General features: G+C 75.4%; 11 protein-coding genes. 5 read left to right on the top strand and 6 right to left on the bottom strand.

Annotated elements, in window-relative coordinates:
* Positions 1 to 2130, bottom strand: a complete 2130-nt coding sequence (locus ACFYYW_RS18365) for a fibronectin type III domain-containing protein (protein WP_387650123.1) — start codon at positions 2128 to 2130, stop codon at positions 1 to 3.
* 151 nt (positions 2131 to 2281) lie between these two features.
* Here ACFYYW_RS18365 and ACFYYW_RS18360 point away from each other — a divergent pair, with 151 nt between their 5' ends.
* Genes ACFYYW_RS18360 through ACFYYW_RS18350 form a run of 3 tightly spaced genes read left to right on the top strand, consistent with a single transcriptional unit; the run spans position 2282 to position 7883 of the window.
* Positions 2282 to 3481 carry a hypothetical protein gene (locus ACFYYW_RS18360; RefSeq protein ID WP_352328491.1) on the top strand — a complete coding sequence of 400 codons (1200 nt, stop codon included), beginning with the start codon at positions 2282 to 2284 and terminating at the stop codon, positions 3479 to 3481.
* Entirely contained in the window at positions 3478 to 4782 is a 1305-nt protein-coding gene (locus tag ACFYYW_RS18355) for a hypothetical protein (protein WP_387650121.1), read from the top strand. The genes ACFYYW_RS18360 and ACFYYW_RS18355 overlap by 4 nt, the downstream gene beginning before the upstream one ends.
* A gap of 44 nt (positions 4783 to 4826) precedes the next feature.
* The gene (locus ACFYYW_RS18350; protein ID WP_387650119.1) at positions 4827 to 7883 is read left to right on the top strand and encodes a chromosome partitioning protein ParA; all 3057 of its coding nucleotides are present in this window, start codon (positions 4827 to 4829) and stop codon (positions 7881 to 7883) included.
* Between the two features lie 19 nt (positions 7884 to 7902).
* Here the strand turns inward: ACFYYW_RS18350 and ACFYYW_RS18345 are convergent, their stop codons facing one another.
* Complete coding sequence (locus tag ACFYYW_RS18345) at positions 7903 to 9219, bottom strand: NAD(P)/FAD-dependent oxidoreductase (protein ID WP_387650118.1); 1317 nt, start codon at positions 9217 to 9219, stop codon at positions 7903 to 7905.
* 74 nt (positions 9220 to 9293) lie between these two features.
* Positions 9294 to 10583 carry an MFS transporter gene (locus ACFYYW_RS18340; RefSeq protein ID WP_387650117.1) on the bottom strand — a complete coding sequence of 430 codons (1290 nt, stop codon included), beginning with the start codon at positions 10581 to 10583 and terminating at the stop codon, positions 9294 to 9296.
* 129 nt (positions 10584 to 10712) lie between these two features.
* Here ACFYYW_RS18340 and ACFYYW_RS18335 point away from each other — a divergent pair, with 129 nt between their 5' ends.
* Entirely contained in the window at positions 10713 to 11336 is a 624-nt protein-coding gene (locus tag ACFYYW_RS18335; RefSeq protein WP_352321485.1) for an HAD family hydrolase, read from the top strand.
* 186 nt (positions 11337 to 11522) lie between these two features.
* Here the strand turns inward: ACFYYW_RS18335 and ACFYYW_RS18330 are convergent, their stop codons facing one another.
* Positions 11523 to 11717, bottom strand: coding sequence for a hypothetical protein (locus ACFYYW_RS18330; RefSeq protein ID WP_387650116.1), 195 nt, complete (start codon positions 11715 to 11717; stop codon positions 11523 to 11525).
* Positions 11718 to 11791: 74 nt separating this feature from the next.
* Here ACFYYW_RS18330 and ACFYYW_RS18325 point away from each other — a divergent pair, with 74 nt between their 5' ends.
* Entirely contained in the window at positions 11792 to 12841 is a 1050-nt protein-coding gene (locus tag ACFYYW_RS18325; RefSeq protein ID WP_387650115.1) for a LacI family DNA-binding transcriptional regulator, read from the top strand.
* On the opposite strand, the gene ACFYYW_RS18320 is transcribed toward ACFYYW_RS18325, so the two are convergent.
* Positions 12834 to 16658: an AAA family ATPase gene (locus tag ACFYYW_RS18320; protein WP_387650113.1), complete on the bottom strand. Its 3825-nt coding sequence runs from the start codon at positions 16656 to 16658 to the stop codon at positions 12834 to 12836. The genes ACFYYW_RS18325 and ACFYYW_RS18320 overlap by 8 nt on opposite strands.
* Positions 16659 to 17768: an exonuclease SbcCD subunit D gene (locus ACFYYW_RS18315; RefSeq protein WP_387650111.1), complete on the bottom strand. Its 1110-nt coding sequence runs from the start codon at positions 17766 to 17768 to the stop codon at positions 16659 to 16661.
* Between the last annotated feature and the right edge of the window lie 67 nt (positions 17769 to 17835).

The raw sequence follows: 17835 nt of genomic DNA, 5'->3' as shown, positions 1-17835 counted from the left end.
TCAGTCGGTGCACTCGAAGAGCGGCGGCGCCGGGAACGAGCCGCGGGGCGTGGTCATGAGCGTCTCGCTCAGGTAGGCCACGCCGCCGTTCCACTCGATCCTGTTCCAGACGTCGCTGGTCTCCTTGCTCTCGTCCTCCGTGACGCTCTGGCCCTTGACCTGGCAGATGACGGTGAGCGAGAGGTACTGCCCCTTGGGGATGCGGCCCGCCTCGCCGGTCTTCGTCGCGGCGGGGCGGACCAGCGTGTCCACCACGTTGTTGTTGGCGTTCTTGTACTGCTGCCTCGGGTAGGTCAGGTCCGCCTCGGCGGTGGCGACGTCCGGGCTCTCCCCCGCCGCGTTCGTGGCCTTGAGCTTGAAGGCGTACTTCGCGTTGTTCTTCAGGCCGTCCACGGTGAACGACGTCCCCTTGATCGCGTCGTTCGCGGCCGCGCCGCTGAGCTGGTAGGTCACGCCCGGGTCGCCGTTCTCGGGGGCGCTCCAGGTCAGCTCGGCGCCCCGGTTCCTGGGCTTGGCGGCGAAGTTCGACGGCGCGCCGGGCGCCACGCAGGGCCTGGCCCCCGCGCTCCGCTGCGACTCCACCTCGCCGCCCGGCCAGTGGGCGACGACGACGAAGGTGTACTCCCGGGCGCAGTCGCCGCCGGTGAACTCGAACTGGAAGGGCCCGTCGGCGTCCACCGACTGCGGTTCCGGCCGTCCCTCGCCGGACGCCTTGAGCGTGTAGCGCTCGACCTTGCCGCCGGTGGACGGGCTGAAGGTGACGGTCACCCGGCCGGGGCCCGACCGCGCGGTCACCGCGCCGGGCGCGCCGGGCGCGGCGGTGGGCGTCGGGGTCGGGGTCGGGCTGGTCGTGGGGGTCGGCGTGGCCGTCCTGGCCGGGCGGCGGGGGCGCTCGGCCTCCTTCGTCCCGGTCGGGTCGGGTTCGCTGGTCTGCGGCGGGTCGTCCGGCGGCGGGTCGGTGATCGTGGGGTCGGGGCGCGGGGTCTGCTTGGGCTTGGGGGTGCTGGTCGGCCCCGGCACGTCGGAGTCGTCCTTGTCCACGTCGTGCTTGCGGCCCTCGGGGTCGATGACCAGGGCCTTGTCGCCGTTCTCGTCGTTGGCCCAGAGCAGGCCGTCCTTGACGAACACGTCCACCGGGCCCGGCCCGTCGGCGACCTGCAACGTGGTGGGCCGGCCGCCGGCGGCGCTGTCCCAGACGATCAGCGCGCCACGGCTCTTGTCCGGTACGTACACCTTCGACCCGAGCACCTGCGGCACCCCGAGCCCGGCGGGGTCGTCGATCGCGAACCTGGTGCTGAGCACGGCGTTGGAGGAGGTGTCCAGCACGACGAGCAGCCCCGAGCCGCCCGGCGTCAGCACCGGGACGAGCGGGCCCTCGGTCGTGGCCGGGGTGAGCACGCCGCCCTTGGCCGCCCGCGCGACCTCCTTGGGCAGGGCGATCTCGCCGACGCCGCCGTCCGCGCCCACGGTGACGGCGGTGGCGGCCCGCGTGTTGACCACGACGGGCAGGCCGCCGGCGATGGTCACGGCCAGTTCCTCGCCCGGTTCGCCCACCTTGACGGGGGGCGCGGCGACACCGCCGGACACCGGCACGACCTCGCCCCTGGCGGTCACCGGCACCCACAGCCTGCCGCCGCCGTCGATCCTGGCCGCGCCGAGCGGGCCGGGCAGGGTGACCGGCGCGCCCACGGCGTTCAGCGTGACCGGGTCGATGCGCTGGACGCGGCCCGCCGCCGGATCGACGGCGTAGGCCGTGCCGCCTGAGACGGCGAGCTGCGTCCCGGCCGCGCCGAGGTCGCGGGTCTGGGTGACGGTGAGCTGGCTGGGCTCGACCCGGCTGACGAAGCCGGTGCGGTCGTCGACGAGCAGCACGTTCGTGCCGTCCTGGACGACGCGCAGCTGCTTGCCGGCCTTGTCGTCGAGGTAGCCGTCCACCTCGCCCGACAGGCCGTTCACGTGCACGATCTTGCCCTTGGCCCTGGTCCACAGCCACGCGCCGACGTCGGCCAGCTCCGGGTTGGCGCTGGAGACGCCCACGCCGAACCACGCCGCCGCGGCCACCAGGATCACGGCCGCCCCACCGGCCATCAGGGCCGTCGCCCGGTCCCCGCCGAGCACACGGATGGACAACCGTCACTCACCCCGTATGTGCGATCACAAAGAGTTTGCCCCGCTTTAACCGGGATCACCCTAGCGGCCAGGAGTCCCATCCGCGTCCGTACCGGCTGGTAGCCCGCGCCGGGTTCCGTGTCTGTCGGTGTGAAGCCGTACCTTAGTGCGCGTGTCCGAACAGCCCCTGACCCTCGACGCCGCCCTCTCCGAGGAGGCGGTGTTGTCGACCTACCGCCGCATGTTCGCCGCGCTGGCCCGCGACAGCGGCGCGGTGGTCGACGACCCCGCCCTGGTCGACATCGCCGAGACGCTGTTCGCGGCGTTCGCCGAGGCGGGCGAGGAGTGGCTGACGCACGAGCAGATGCGCTTCGCCTGCCGGGCCTACCCCGGCGACCAGTTCGACAACCGGCTGCGGGTGCTCAAGGGGCTCGGCGCGATCCGCGAGGTGTTCCCCAAGCCCAACCAGCTCCGCTACCGCGCCTCGTTCACCAGCGTCGTCGGCCTGATGTTCATCCGCCGCATGATGGACGACGGCGGCCAGTCCGAGATGCACCGCCTGCTCGCCCTCGAAGACCTCAACGTCGCCGACCCCCGCACCACGATGGAGGAGGCCCGGCAGAGCGCGGTCAACCTGGCCCGCGCGTTCCGGCTCTGGGCCCTGGAGCTGATCACACTGACCACGGGCACCATCGAGGAGCTGCGCGAGCAGGCCCCCAAGCTGTGGGGCACCGAGGAGATCGCCCGGCGCGCCCAGGGCCTGCACGGCACGATCCTGACCCGCTGGCCCGAGCTCGACCGGGTCTGCACCGACCTGCGCGCGTCCATCTACTCCTACAGCGACGCCTCCCGCCGCGCCGCCGGCCGCCTGGCCGACTCGGCGGGCACGACCCGCAACCTGACGCTGCTGCCCACCGAGACGTGGCGCACGTTCGCCCAGACCGCCTCCAAGGAGCGGCTGGCCTCGGTGCTCGACGGGTTCGTCTTCGACGCGCCCGCGCCGTGGCACGATCCGGCCGCCGTCGCGCGGGCGGTCGACGAGGCGCCGCGGCCGGCTCCCGTCCAGCCCACTCCCCCGCGTTCGGCGCTGCCCGACCCCGGGCCGGAGGGCTCGCTCGACTCCTCGCCGGGGGCCGCCGTCGAGCGGCTCACGCAGGTGGCCGAGTCGCTGCTCGGCGCCGCCTCGCGGGTCGCGCTGGCCGACGTGATCGGCTCCGACTGGCCCGCGGCCCGCCGGCTGCTCGCCGACCTGACCACCGCCGACCTGCGCCCCGAGCTCCCCTACCGGCTCACCTGGTCCGACGGCCTGACCGTCGATCCCGACGGCGAGCCCGCCTGGCTGTCCCACGGTTATCTGGAGCGCACCTCATGACGTCCACCGGTTCTCCGGCCTCCGAGCGCGGCCGGTCCGCCGGTCAGGCGCTCGCCCACGCGCGGGCGCGCTCCGGCGGGCCGCTGCCGCTGGGGGCTGGCGTGCCCGCGCCCGCCGGGATGACCCGCCTGACCCGGCCCGACTCCACCGGGCACGCGCTGCCGGTCTGGCCCGACGGGGTGACGCCGTCGCTGCTGGAGGAGTACCAGGTCGCCGCCGTCCCGGTGGAGCGGGCCGGCGAGACGCGGCGGGTGCTGGCGGCCACGCTCAAGTGCTGCTGGAACGATCTGTCGGTCGATCCGTGGCCCGGCGACCCGGCGCCGGTCGAGCTGGTGCTCGACACCTACCGCGCGCTGATCGGGCGTACCGACGACCTGATGCGCAACTGGGCGCGGGGGGCGCTGCGGCGGCTGCACGACTCGGCGTGGATCGTCCTCGACGACGGGGTGGTGCGGCTGGGGCCGCGCTGCGCGTTGTGGCCGGCCGAGTCGCACGCACAGTTGCAGGAGCTGGTCCGCCGCCTGCCCGAGCCCGAGCGGCCGGAGCTCACGGTGGTGGGCGACGCCGACATCGTGGCGGCGGCGGTCCTGCCCGTGCCCGGCGCGGGAGGGCGGGCCGAGCTCGGCGTGGCGGAGTTCGACGACCTGCTGGGCGCCTACGACGAGCGGCGGCGGGCCGAGCTGGTGGCCGCGTTCTTGGTGGTCGAGCACGCCGCCGAGCCGGTCGCCGAGGGCCGCTTCGCTGCGCTGCGCGATCCGGCGCTGCGCCACACGCTGGGCGAGATGCTGGCCCGCCGCGGCCGTGTCCTCGTCCAGCTGCGCGAACGCTGGACGTCGGGCTACGACGACACCCACACGGCCGCCCTGGCCCAGCCCCCGTCCCCCGCCCCCGAGCCGGCGGGCGTGGGCGCGGCGGCCCGCCCGGCGGCGGCCGCGGGGCTCGGCGTGAGCGAGCGGGCGGTGCTGACGCTGGTGCTGGTGCACTCGGTCGCGATCCCCAGGGCCGAGGGCCTGCTGCCGGAGGACTCCTGGCTGTCGCCGCACCCCACCCCGGTCGAGGAGCTGCGCCGCCACACCCAGGTCCCGATCGGCGAGCTGGAGTCGGCGCTGCGCACGCTGCGGCACGCCGGCCTGCTGGCCCAGGTGAAGGCCGGCGAGGAGGCGGGCGGCTACGTCCCGGGCCCGCAGTTCCACCGGCTCACGCCGGCGGCCCGGCGGCGGCTGCAGGAGGAGCTGATCCTCGCCGCCGGCCCGCACACGCCGCTTGCGGCGGCCGTACGCGCCCGCAGGTCGGCGCAGTGAACGTCATGACAGATGGAAGGGTTACGGGGGTTCGGGTGTCGCAGATGGAGAACGTCGTCGGAGACCGGGTGCTGATCGCCGTGCAGGCGGTCAACATCTCACGGCTCTCGACCCATCCGGTGCCCACGGTCCCCGGCACGCTCATCGTCGTCGCGGGCGCGGGCCCCAAGGACTCCAACGGCGCGGGCAAGTCGTCGTTCATCGCCTCGATCACGGCGCTGCTCGGCGACGAGCAGTGGCGCTTCGCCTCGGGCGCCAAGGCGGTCTCCGAGCTGCTCTTCAACGCCGAGCTGGCCAGCGGCGCGGGCGCCCGCCAGTGGGCGAGCGCCGACCACGGCTACATCGTGGGCGTCTTCGGCCCGCCCGGCCTCGACTCCTTCGCCCCGCCGCCGGCCCCGCCCGAGCCGGTCGCCTCACCCGACCTCACCCTGACCGATGACGGAAGGGAGGGCGAGGAGGGCGAGCAGGACAGCGGGGAGTTGTTCGAGGTGCCCGACACCTCGGGCGGCGCGATCACCGTGTGGCTCAAGGTCAACCAGGAGGCTCCGCACCTGGAGATCCGCTGGCGGGAGGGCGTCCATCTGGCCGCCTCGCCGTCCGAGGCCGAGCGGGTGGCGCGGGCCGACGAGATCTGGGCGTCGCTGCCGAGGTCGGCGGGCAAGCGCGACGTCGTGGCCCGCGACCTGACCAAGGTGCTCTACGGCGACCGGGTCAGGTGCGTGTCGTTCCTGTCCACGTCCGTGCGCAGCAAGGTCGCCACCAACCTGCTCTCCCAGCCGCTCAACGAGATCTCCCCCGAGCGCGTCTTCGAGGCCATCGCGGCGCTCACCGGCCTCGACGCCGAGCTGGAGCAGGAGCGCGAGGCCCGGCGCGACGAGCACGCCAAGCGGGTGCGGGCGGCGCAGGCGGCCGACCGGCTGGCCGAGTTCGAGGTGGAGTCCAAGGCGCTGCTCGGTACGTTCGACCGCCGCGACCAGGCCCGGGTGCGCCTGGCCGAGGCGTTGCGCTGCTGGCGCGGCAGGCAGGCGCGCAAGCTCGCCGACGCCGCCGCGAAAGACGAGCTGCTGGCCGCCGACCTCGGCCGCCACCGCGCCGCGGGCGAGTCGGCGGCCGAGGAGATCGCGCTGGTCAAGGCCGAGATCGCCACGCTGCGCGAGGACACGCTCGACCGCCAGGTGTCCCAGGCGCGCAAGGAGCTGGCCGCCCTGCAGGCCCGTACCACCAAGCTCGACGCCGACCGCGCGGTGGCCGAGAACTCCGCCGACGAGCTGCGCGCCGCGATCCCGGCGCTGGAGGAGACGCGCAGGTTCGCCGACGGTCGTGACGTGCCCGCCGCCGAGACCGAGCTGCGGCAGGCCGGGCTCCGGCTCAACGAGGCGCTCAAGGCGCTCGGCGTGGCCGACCAGGAGGTGTCCTCGGCGCGGGCGGCGCTCGACGACGCGGAGGGCGGCCCGGCCGCGGCCCAGCTCGACGCGCTGTCGGCGGCCGGTGTCGGGGCGACCGGCCTGCTCGACGCCCTCGACGTGGCCGAGCAGGCCCGCGACGCCGCCCTGCCCGGCGCCGGCCTGCGCGGCTGGCCGCACGAGCACGCCGTCATCGTCGACGCCGCGCGGCTCGGCGAGGCGGCGCGGGCCCTGGCCGGGCTGCCCGGGTCCGTGCTGGTCAGCGCGGCCGGGGTGAGCGTGGTGGGAGCCTTCGACGGGGTGGCGACCGGGCGCGAGGCCCGTATCAAGGCCGCCGGCCAGCGGCTCAACCGCGCCGAAGACGCTCAGGAGAGCGCCGCGGAGGTGGTACGCGCGGCCGAGGAGGCCGTCGCCGAGGCGCAGCGGCGGCTGGAGGGCGCGCGGGCCGGGGTGCGGCTGGCCGAGCTGGAGGCCAGGCTGGCCGAGCGCCGCGACCGGCTCGTCGGGCTCAACGCGGCGATCGAGGAGCTGGCGCCGAAGGTCGCCGAGGCCGAGCGGCAGGCGGGCGCGCTCGACTTCCGGGCCCGTACCCGCGACATGGAGATCGAGCGGCTCGACGGGCGGCGGCAGCGGCACGAGAGCGAGCGGGCGCAGGCCCGCGAGCAGGAGGCCAAGGTCACCGCCGAGCGCGAGGCGCTGCGGCTCGACGCGCTGGCCGCCGACTGGGGCGGCACGGTGGAGACCGCCCGCGAGTGGATCGCGGCGCTGCCGGAGGAGGAGCGCCCGCGCGCGGCCGAGGAGTGGTGGCGCGTCGCCGAACGCCACTTCGACCAGGCGTTGCGCGACACCTTCCCCGAGGAGGACGCCGAGATCCCGGAGGAGCTGGCGTTCCTGCTGTCGGAGCGGGGCGGCAGCACGGCGCGCGAGCAGGCGACGTTCGCGGCGGTGTGCGGGGCGCTGGCCTCCTACCTGCGCGGCCAGGAGGAGTACGAGAAGCACCAGCGGCGGCAGATCGAGGCGCAGGTCGTCTCCCGGCAGCGCGACCTGGCGGCGGCGGCCCGGGGCGCCGAGGAGGCGGCGCAGTCCACGGCCGTCCACCGGGCGGCGCTGACGGCGGCGATCAAGGCCAGGCTGACGCGGGTGGCCGAGGAGTTCGAGAAGCTCGACACCTCCTACGGCGGCTACGGCGCGACGCTGGAGTTCCCGGTGCCGCCCGCGCCCGCCGACCCCGAGCAGCGCTGGCAGTGGCGGGTGACGCCGAAGTGGCGGCGGGGCGAGGGGCAGGGGTTCGTGCCGTACAACCGGCGGGCCAACACCGCGCTCATGGACGAGAAGGCCGTCAAGCTGGTGTGCGCGGCGGCCATCGCCTCCTCCGGCGGCGGCCATCTGTGCCTGGTGCTCGACGAGCTCGGCCGCAACCTGGGCAAGGAGCACCGCAGGGAGGCGGTCGCGCTGTTCCGGCGGATCGGCGAGACGTACGGCATCACGGTGATCGGGGCGCTCCAGGACGACATGGAGCCGTACGCGATCGACGCCTGCGGCCAGTACGTCAAGCTGCGGCGGTCGTCGGACGCGATGCCGTACAACGAGCCGCCGGTGATCGTCGGCCACGACCAGCACGCCGAGCGGGTGCGCGCGCTGGCCGCGTACGTCGACCGCAGTCAGCCGGTCGGCCAGCCGGTCGAGCAGCCGGTGTAGCGGGCGCGGGGCGGGCGGCTCAGGCGGCGCGGCCGAGGTCGCCGGCCGCCAGGGCCCGGCGGAAGTCCTCCCCGGCGTGCTCGACGGCCGTGAGCTGCACGGCTTCCCGCCGGAACACCATCGACAGCCCCCAGTCCGCCAGCACCCGCGCCTTGTGGTTGAACGTCGGCACCCACGCCAGGTGGTACGCCCGGTGCGCCAGCCACCCCAGGAACCCGGTCAGCCGGATCGCGTGCACCTGCGCCACGCCCTGGTGGTGGCCGAGCCCGGCCACCGACCCCAGGTACGCGTGCCGGTACGCCTTCAGCCGGCCGCCCCTGACGTGGGCCGCCAGGTTGCGGGCGAGCAGCTTGGCCTGGCGCACCGCGTGCTGCGCGTTGGGCGCGGTGAACCGGCCCGGACGGGTCAGGTCGGGCACGGCCGCGCCGTCGCCGGCCGTGAAGGCGTCCGCCAGGCCGGCCACCGTCAGGTATTCGGTGGCCCGCAGCCGTCCGGCCTCGTCCACGGGCAGCCCGCTGTCGGCGGCGAGCGGGCTGGGCCGGCCGCCGGCCGCCCACACCAGGGTCCCCGCCTCCAGCGACGTGCCGTCCGACAGCCGGGCCACGCCGCCCTCGGCCGAGTTCAGCCGGGTCTCCAGCCGCACGTCCACGCCGCGGGCGCGCAGCGCGTCCACGGTCCAGCGGCCGAGGCCGGGGTGGAGTTCGGGCAGGATGCCGCCGGTCGCCTCGACCAGGGTCCAGCTCAGGTCGGCGGGCTCGATCCCGTCGTGGTAGCGCAGGGCCTCGTCGGCCAGCCCCTGCATCTCGGCCAGCGCCTCGACGCCCGAGAACCCGCCGCCGACCACCACGAACGTCAGCGCCCTGCGTCGCACCAGCGGGTCGTCGGTCGAGGCGGCCGCGGCGAGCTGGGCCAGGACGTGGTTGCGCAGGTGCACGGCCTCGCCGAGGCTCTTGAACCCGACCGCGTGCTCGGCCAGCCCCGGGATGGGCAGCGCGCGGGTGATCGACCCGGCCGCCATCACGAGGATGTCGTACGTGAGCGTCCTGGCCGGCCCCTGGACCGGCTGGAAGCGCGCGGTACGGGCCTCGTGGTCGACGCGGGTGACGTGGCCGGTGAGCACGCGCGCGCCCTTGAGCACCCGGTTGAGCGGGGCGACGACGTGGCGGGGCTCGATCGTCCCGCCGACCGCCTCGGCCAGGAACGGCTGGTACGTCATGTACCCCCGCGGGTCGACCACGGTGACCGTCACCTCGCCCGACCGGATCAGCCGCCGCAGCCCGCGGGCCGCGTACATCCCGACATATCCACCGCCGACGATCAGAATGTGCTTGCTCATCGTCCGCTCCTCCTCATCAGGTTCTTCACCAGGAGGACGGGACAGCCCCGGCGGATGTGACAGGAAAACCCGGCCTATCGCAGCGAGAGGTCACCGGTCTCCGGCAGGGCGAGCAGGCAGAGCAGGCTCAGCAGGGCCATCGCCGAGACGTAGAGGCCGACGCCCATGACGCCGAGGCCGCTCGTCTGCAGACTGGTGGCGACCAGCGGCGGCACCGCCCCGCCCAGCACGCCGCCGAGGCTGTAGGCGACCGAGGCGCCGCTGTAGCGGAACTCCGTCCTGAACAACTCGGGCAGGTACGCCCCCATCGGCCCGAAGATCAGCCCCATCAGCCCGAGCGCGCCGGCCAGCGCCACCCCGGCCAGGACGACCGACCCGGTCTCCATCAGCGGGAACATCACCAGCCCCCACGCGACGGCGACGGCCGTGCCGGTGAGGAGGGTGCGGCGGCGGCCCAGCCGGTCGCTGACCACCGCCGAGACGACCGTGCCCGCCGCCATGAACAGCACGCCGATCATGGTCAGGGTCAGCATGGTGGTCTTCGGGATGCCGAGGGTGGCGGTGCCGTAGGACAGGCAGTAGGTGGTGGCGGTGTAGAAGAGCGTGTAGGCGACGGTCATCGCCCCGGCGGCGAGCAGCACCCGCCGCCACTGGTGGCGCATCAGCCCGGCGAACGGCACCTTGGCGATGCGGCGCTGGTCGAGGGCGGCCCGGAAGACCGGCGTCTCGGAGATCCGCAGCCGCACGTACAGGCCGACGACCACGAGGAGCAGGCTGGCCACGAACGGCAGCCGCCAGCCCCAGCCGCCGAACTGCTCGTCGGTCAGCGTCTCGCCGAGGATCAGGAACAGCCCGTTGGCCACGATGAACCCGGCCGCGGGGCCGAGCTGGGGGAACATCGCGTACCGGCCGCGCCTGCCGGGCGGGGCGTGCTCGGTGGCCAGCAGCGCCGCGCCGCCCCACTCGCCGCCGAGGCCGATGCCCTGGGTGAAGCGCAACAGCACCAGCAGCACGGGCGCGGCCACGCCGATGGCCGCGTAACCCGGCAGCAGGCCGATCGCCACCGTGGACAGACCCATCACCAGCAGCGAGACGACCAGCATCGACTTGCGCCCGACGCGGTCGCCCCAGTGACCGAACACCGCCGACCCGAGCGGACGCGAGACGAACGCCACCGCGAACGTCGAGAACGCGGCCAGCCGGCCGGCCACGGGGTCCATGCCGGGGAAGAACGCGGTGTTGAGCACCAGCGCGGCGGCGGTCCCGTAGATGTAGAAGTCGTAGAACTCGATCGCGGTGCCCATGAGGCTGGCCATGGCGATCCTGGTCGTGCTGGGCGCCGAGGCCCGGGGGGAAGTCTTCACTTCGCGGCTCACTGTCCGGACTGACATCTTGTCAAGCGGTACAACGACGCTACCACCTGCGCAATGTCACACAGCCGCCCGATAGATTCGACGGCGAATGTCACCTTTCGGGAGGAACGCACCTTGGCCGTGGAACTGGTCATCTTCGACTGTGACGGGGTGCTCGTCGACAGCGAGCGCATCTCGGTACGCGTGGGCACCGCCGCCCTGCGCCGCCTGGGCTGGACGATCGACGAGACCGAGTACGCCGAGCGCTTCGTCGGCTGCAGCAACGAGTACTGGGACGAGCAAGTCGGCGAGACGCCCCCGGGCTGGCACGACCAGATCACCCAGGAGTACCTGGCCGCGATGGAGGCCGAGCTGCGTGCCATCGAGGGCATCGAGGCCGCCCTCGACCGCCTGGACATCCCCTACTGCGTGGCTTCCAACGGCCGGCACGCCAACGTCCGCAACAGCCTGGAGCTGACCGGTCTGGCCCGGCGTTTCGACGGCCGCGTCTTCAGCGCCGAGGACGTCGCCCGCGGCAAGCCCGCCCCCGACCTGTTCCTGCACGCCGCGGCGACGATGGGGGCCGCGCCGGAGGGGTGCGTGGTGGTCGAGGACAGCCCGTTCGGGGTGCAGGCGGCGATGAGCGCGGGGATGCGCTGCCTGGCGTTCGCTGGCGGCCTGACGCCTCCCGCCCGCCTGTCCGGCCTCGGCGCCACCCTCTTCCACGACCCCACCACCATCCCCGACCTGATAGCCGCCCTCTGACCCCCGCCGCGGAAGCGGCCGCTCACCTCACCCGCGGCGCCCTGGTCGCGGCGCCCTGGCCGCGGCGCCCTGGCCGCGGCGCCCTGGCCGCGGCACCCTGGCCGCGGCACCCTGCCCGCGACCGCCCTGCCCGCGACCGCCCTGACAACCGTCCTCCCGGCGGCCCGGACGGACCCACCGCCCCGGTCACGCCTCGCCGTATCGGGCAGACGGGCAGGCGGGGTCGAGGCGGTCGGCGGCGCGGCGCAGCGAGTGGGCGAGCCGCGCCCGTACGGCGACCCGCTCCGGATCCCGCCTGCGCGGCGCCCCCGGCAGGGCCGCGTCGAGCGAGCCGCGGAACCCCATCGCCGTCCGGTGCGCGAGAACCTGCATGGCATCCATGTCTCTCCTCCTTAATCAATTAAGACCTTAATCAATTAAGTACGCACCGGCAAGGCGTTCGATACGGTTGGACGATGGCAAGGGTCACCCTGCAGACGATCGCCGACAGGCTCGGCGTGTCCCGCGCCACCGTGTCGTACGCCTTCTCCCGGCCCGACCAGCTCAGCGACGGGCTGCGGCGGCGCATCCTGGAGGTGGCCGACGAGCTCGGCTACGCGGGCCCCAACCCGACGGCGCGCTCGCTCCGGCTCGGCCGCGCCGGCGCGCTCGGCCTGCTGTTCAGCGAGACGCTGGCCTACGCCTTCGCCGACCCGTACGCGCTCGGGTTCTTCCAGGGCCTCGCCACGGCGGCCGAGGAGGCGGGCGTGGGCCTGCTCATCCTGCCGCTGCCGCACGGCGACCGGCGCAGCGACACCGTGCGCGACGCGGTGGTCGACGCGTTCTGCGTGGTCTCGCTGCCCGACGGCCATCCGGCGCTGGCCGAGGTGCTGGCCAGGAAGCTGCCCGTCGTGGTGGTGGACGAGCCGTACGTGCCCGGCCACCCCTTCGTCGGCATCGACGAGCCGGCCGCCGGGGCCGCCGCCGCCGCGCACGTGCTCGGCCTCGGGCACCGGCGCGTCGCGGTGGCGATGGTCGGCCTGCACGACGACGGCCACACCGGCTGGGCCGACCGCGCCCGCCAGGAGGGCGCGGTGTTCGCGGCGATGCGCGCCCGGCGCGGCGGCTACCAGGCGGCCTGCGAGCAGGCCGGCCTCGACTGGGACGACGTGCCCTTCTACGAGGTCGCCAGGAACTCGCGGGAGGCGGGCAGGAAGGCCGGCCACGCGCTGCTGCGGCTGGACCCCCGGCCCACCGCGATCCTGACCAACACCGACGTGCTGGCCCTCGGCGTCCTCGACGCCGCCGCCGACCTGGGCCTCGACGTGCCGGGCGAGCTGTCGGTCGTCGGGTTCTCCGACAGCGCGGCGCAGGAGGCGGGGCTCACCACGATCCGGCAGGCCAAGCAGGAGATCGGGGAGGCGGCCGGGCGGCTGCTGCTGTCGGGGGCCGCGGCCCGGCCGGAGCGGCGGCTGTTCCCGTACGAGCTGGTCGTGCGGGCCTCGACCGCGCCGCCGCCTAGCTGACCAGGGTCGAGCCCCTGCGGGTCTTGCCCACCTTGAGCTGCACGGGGATCCGGGTGCGCAGCTCGCCGACGTGGCTGACGATGCCGACCGCGCGGCCGCCGTCGCGCAGCCCGTCGAGGATGTCCAGCACGTCGTCGAGGGTGTCCTCGTCGAGGGTGCCGAAGCCCTCGTCCACGAACAGCGTGCCGACCTCCGCGCCGCCCGCCTCCGCCGTGACCACGTCGGCCAGGCCGAGCGCGAGCGCGAGCGAGGTGATGAAGCTCTCGCCGCCCGACAGGGTCGCCGGGTCGCGGTCGACCCCGGTCCAGGCGTCGGCCACCTTCAGGCCCAGGCCGCCGCCGGAGCGCGCGCGGGATCCGGCGGTCTTGCGCAGGTCGTGCCGGAGCAGGTAGCGGCCGGACGACATGTGGTCGAGGCGCTCGTTGGCGGCGTCGACCACCTGCCGGAGCCGCTCGCCCAGCACGAACGACGTCAGGCTCATGTTCCACTGGTTGTCGCCGGACGTGCCCGAGGCCAGCGCCGCCATGCGTTCGGCCAGCCGGTGCCGCTCGGCCGCGGGACGCCACCGCTCGATGCGCGCGGCCAGCTCATCGCGCAGCTCGGCGAGGCGGGCGGCCCTGGCCGCCGCCCGGTCGCGCTCGCTCGCCAGCCGCGTGTGCGCCTCCTCCGCGGCGTCTCTGTCGGCCTCGGCGGCCGCCAGGTCGGGCGCGGGCTCGGCGGCCGCGGCGATCAGCTCGGGGTCGGCGAGCAGGGCGGTGACGGCGGCGTGCTGGTCGTCGAGCCGCCGCAGCAGCTCCGCCTTGCCCTCCCGCTCGGCCGGGCTCCGGTAGGCCTCCTCGGCCTCCCGCACGTCGGCGAAGCCCGCCTCGGCCGCCGCCCGCTCGGCCGCCCCGGCTGCGGCGTCGAGCTCGGCGGCCGCCGCGACCGCCGCCCTGGTGGCCTCCAGCGCCTCGCGCAGCAGCTCGGCCTCGTCGTTGAGCCTGGACAGGCGGGCCGTCAGGGTCGGGTCGCCGCCCCTGGCCGCGTCGAGCCGCGCGCCCAATCGCCCGGCGTCCGCGCTCAGCTCCTCATGTCTGGTACGGCCGGCCGCCACCCGCGCCGCGATGCGGCGTCCGCGCTCCTCCAGCTCGGCGCGTTCGCGGCCGAGCGCGGCCACCTCGGCCGCCAGCCCCGCCTCCCTGGCCGCCACCGCCGCCAGCCGCCGCACCTCCTCCTCGGCCGCGGCCAGCACCCGCCGCCCGTCGAGCTCCCCCGGGGTCCCACGGCTGGCATCCGCCGCGAGCGGGCGCTCCGCGTGCAGGGTCTCGGCGTGCACGGTCTCGGCGTGCACGGTCTCGGCGTGCACGGTCTCGGCGTGCACGGTCTCGGCGTGCACGGTCTCGGCGTGCACGGTCTCGGGGTGCAGGGTCTCAGGGTGCAGGGTCTCGGGGTGCAGGGTCTCGGGGTGCAGGGTCTGGGTGAGACGGGTGTGCAGGCGGGTGCGTTCGGCGGTGAGCCGGGTGCGGTGGGCGTGGTGGGCGGCGAGCGCCTCGGCGATCTCCCTGGCCCGGTCGCGGACGTGGTCGCGCTCGCCTTCGAGGCGGTCGAGCGCGTCGGCGAGGGCGGGCTCCCGGTCGGCGACCGACCGCAGCCGGGCCAGCTCCTCCTCGGCCGCGAGCACGCGCCCGGCCGCGGTGTCGGCGGACAGCCCCTCGGTGGCCGCCGAGGCGTCGGCGAGCCGGGACTCGATCGAGGCCAGGGCGCGTTCGGCGGCCTCCCGATCGGCGGCGGCCGCCTCGTGGGCGGTCTCGGCGGCGTGCTCATCGTCGGGCGAGGGCGCGCTGGGGGCCGGGGCGGCGGGCACGGGATGGTGCTCGGAGCCGCACACCGCGCACGGACGCCCGTCGGTCAGGTCGCGGGCCAGCTCGGCCGCCATGCCGTCGATCCTGGCCTGACGCAGGTCGAGCCAGCGTTCGCGGGTCTCCTGGGCGCGGTCGACCAGGACCTGGTGGGCGGCGGCGGCCGACTCCAGCTCGGCGGCGAGGGCGTCGCGGCGATGCGCGGCCTCCAGGACGGAACGGGCGGCGTCGAGCCGGGCGGCGGCGGCGGGCACGGCCGCCGCCTCGGCGCGCACCTCGGCCAGGGCGGCGCCCGCCGCGGCCAGCCGGGCGGGCAGCTCGGCCTCGGCCGCCGCCACCTCGGCCTCGCGCTGGGCCAGCGCTTCCAGCTCACCGGCCAGCGCGGCGAGCTCCCGGTCGACGTCGATCAGATCGGCGGCGGCGTCGCGGACGGCCTGGGCCGCCGGGATGCGCGCCGCGGCCACCCGCGCGTCGGCCAGCCGGCCCTCGGCCTCCGCGACCAGGCCGGGCAGGACAGCCAGCCGCGCGGCGACGGTCTCGTCGGCGCTGACCAGCTCGGCCAGCTCCTGCTGCACCCGCGACAGGTCACGCCGGACGACCGACAGCCGGGCCTCCTCGGTCAGCAGCTCCGACAGCCGGGCCAGCTCGGCCCGGCGCTCCCGCTCCAGGCCCTCCAGCTCCTCCACCGACGGCTCCGCGCCACCCGCCGGCTCCGCGCCACCCGACGGGCCCTCGACGCTCTGCGCGGGGCGGCGGGTGAGGAGGGGCCGGGCGCGGGCCAGGGCGTCGGCGACCATGGCGCGGGCCTTGGCGGCGGCCTCGGCGCGCTGCCGGGCGGCCGTGATGAGCGGGAGCACGCGGTCGGCGCGGGCGGCGTCGTCGATGACGGCCTGGAGGTCGGCGCGTTCGTCGGCGCGTTCGTCGAGGGTGCGGCGCAGGGTCAGGGCCTCGGCGTGGCGGCGGCGGCGTTCGGCGAGGGCGGCGGCCTGCTCGAACCGCGACCGCGCCGCGCGTACGGCGTCGCCGGCGGCGGCGTGCCGCTCCTCGCACCGCTGGACGACGGCCCGCGCCGCGTCCAGCAACGCACCGGCCCACCCGAGCGGATCGTCCGCCGCCGACGGCAGCCCCCCGTCCCCGGCACCGCCGTCCGGCGCCGACGGGCCGGGCGACGCGGAGGCGAGGACGGGCCCGGCGACCGCACCGCCATCCGACGCGGAGGCCAGGGCGGGGCCGGCGGCCGGACCGCCATCCGACGCGGAGGCCAGGAGAGGACCGGCGGCCGGACCGCCATCCGACGCGGAGGCCAGGAGGGGGCCGGCGGCTTCCTCCAGGCGTTCGACGGCGAAGGCCACCTCGCGCCCCAGCTCCTGCTCCTCCCGCCCGGTGGCCCGCCGCCGCTCGGCCAGCCACGCCTCGGCCTCGGTGAACACCTTGACGGTGAACAGCCGCTCCAGCAGCCGGGCGCGGTCGTCGCCGTCGGCGCGCAGGAACTTGGCGAAGTCGCCCTGCGGCAACATCACCACCTGGCAGAACTGCTCGGCGTTCATCCCGAGCAGCCCGCCCACCAGGTCGCCCGCCTCGTCGAGCCGGGTCGTGAGCCCCTGCCAGGCGGCCCCGCGGCGCTCCTCGACGACGACCTTGGCCTTCTCCTCGGTGAACCCGGTGCCGCGCAGCTTGGGACGCTGCCACGCCGGCGACCGCCGGATGCGCAGCGAACGCCCGCGGATCGTGACCTCCAGCGTCACCGAGGGGCCGGTGCCGGCGGGCGCGTGGTCGCAGCGCAGGCTGCGGGCGCTGTTGCGCTGGCCGGGCACGACGCCGTAGAGGGCGAAGCAGAGCGCGTCGAGGATCGTGGTCTTGCCCGCCCCGGTGGGCCCGTGGATGAGGAACAGGCCCGCCTCGGTGAGGGCGTCGAAGTCGACCGTCTCGGTGCCGGGGAAGGAGCCGAAGGCCGTGAGGGAGAGCCGGTGGGGCCGCATCTACGCCGTCGTCTCCTTCATCCGTGACGCCTCGACCGCCTGCCTGAGCAGGTCTTCCTCCTCGGGCGCGGCGGGCTCGCCGCGCACCTCGCGGACGAAGTCGAGGGCGACCTCGGCCTCGGGCCGCCCGCTGACCTTCACCGGCCCGGCGGCGGGCGCCGCGCCCACCGGCTCGAACGACAGGGCGAGGGCGTGCGGGAACCGGGCCCGCAGCCGGTCCATGGCCTGTTTGGGACGGACGGCGTCGGTCAGGGTGATCTGCAGCCAGTGGTCTTCGTAGGCGGCGAAGGCGGGCAGGGTCAGCAGGTCGTCGAGGTCGCCGCGGAGCCGCCCGACCGGCCGGGGCACGGGCGCGGGCACGAACTCGACGCCCGCGCCGAGCGTGACCAGCCAGCAGCCCTTGACGTGGCCGGCCTCGGAGAAGGAGTAGGCCAGCGGGGAGCCGGAGTAGCGCACGGTCTCGGACATGCGCTGCCGCCCGTGCAGGTGGCCGAGGGCGACGTAGTCGACGCCGTCGAAGGCCGACAGGGGCACGTGGGACACGCCGCCCACGCTGATGTCGCGCTCGCTGTCGCTGGCCTGCCCGCCGGTCACGAAGCAGTGGGCCAGCACGACGGCGGCCCGATGGCGGACGGCGTCGGCGCGCACGCGGCTCATCGCGTGGGAGATCGCGGCGGTGTGGCCGCGATCGGGCAGCTGCCAGGGGGTGCGCACCAGCTCGGGCTCCAGGTAGGGGATGCCGTAGAAGGCGACGTCGCTGACCAGCACCGGCTCCCACGACTGCGCGGGCTCGGTGCGGACGTGCACCCCCGAGGACTCGAACAGCGCCGACCCGAACCCCAGCCGCAGCGCCGAGTCGTGGTTGCCGCTGATCAGCACCACCCGCGCCCCGGCGGCGCGCAGGCGGGCCAGCGCGTCGGAGAGCAGGGCCACCGCGTCGACCGGCGGCAAGGCGCGGTCGTAGACGTCGCCGGAGACGGCCACGACGTCGACCCGCTCGGCGCGCACCGTCTCGACCAGGTGGTCGACGAACGCGGCCTGCGCCCCGAGCAGGCTCTCCCGATGGAAGGAGCGCCCGAGGTGCCAGTCGGAGGTGTGCAGGATCCGCATGTCGCAGGAAGCTAACATCTCTCACCGACAAATGCGGCCCCTCCTGTCACAGAAGCCGGGAGTAGGC

This window comes from Nonomuraea sp. NPDC001831, from assembly GCF_042892035.1.
Classification (GTDB): Bacteria; Actinomycetota; Actinomycetes; order Streptosporangiales; family Streptosporangiaceae; genus Nonomuraea.
Note: the sequence above shows the minus strand (reverse complement) of the source record. Positions and strands in the feature narration are given on the sequence as shown.

What these genes read in the sequence shown, in the direction of transcription:
- ACFYYW_RS18355 (WP_387650121.1), top strand. Translation starts at nt 3,478, where the DNA reads ATGACGTCCACCGGTTCTCCGGCCTCCGAGCGCGGCCGGTCCGCCGGT.
- ACFYYW_RS18350 (WP_387650119.1), top strand. Translation starts at nt 4,827, where the DNA reads ATGGAGAACGTCGTCGGAGACCGGGTGCTGATCGCCGTGCAGGCGGTC.
- ACFYYW_RS18345 (WP_387650118.1), bottom strand. Translation starts at nt 9,219, where the DNA reads ATGAGCAAGCACATTCTGATCGTCGGCGGTGGATATGTCGGGATGTAC.
- ACFYYW_RS18330 (WP_387650116.1), bottom strand. Translation starts at nt 11,717, where the DNA reads ATGGATGCCATGCAGGTTCTCGCGCACCGGACGGCGATGGGGTTCCGC.
- ACFYYW_RS18325 (WP_387650115.1), top strand. Translation starts at nt 11,792, where the DNA reads ATGGCAAGGGTCACCCTGCAGACGATCGCCGACAGGCTCGGCGTGTCC.
- ACFYYW_RS18320 (WP_387650113.1), bottom strand. Translation starts at nt 16,658, where the DNA reads ATGCGGCCCCACCGGCTCTCCCTCACGGCCTTCGGCTCCTTCCCCGGC.
- ACFYYW_RS18315 (WP_387650111.1), bottom strand. Translation starts at nt 17,768, where the DNA reads ATGCGGATCCTGCACACCTCCGACTGGCACCTCGGGCGCTCCTTCCAT.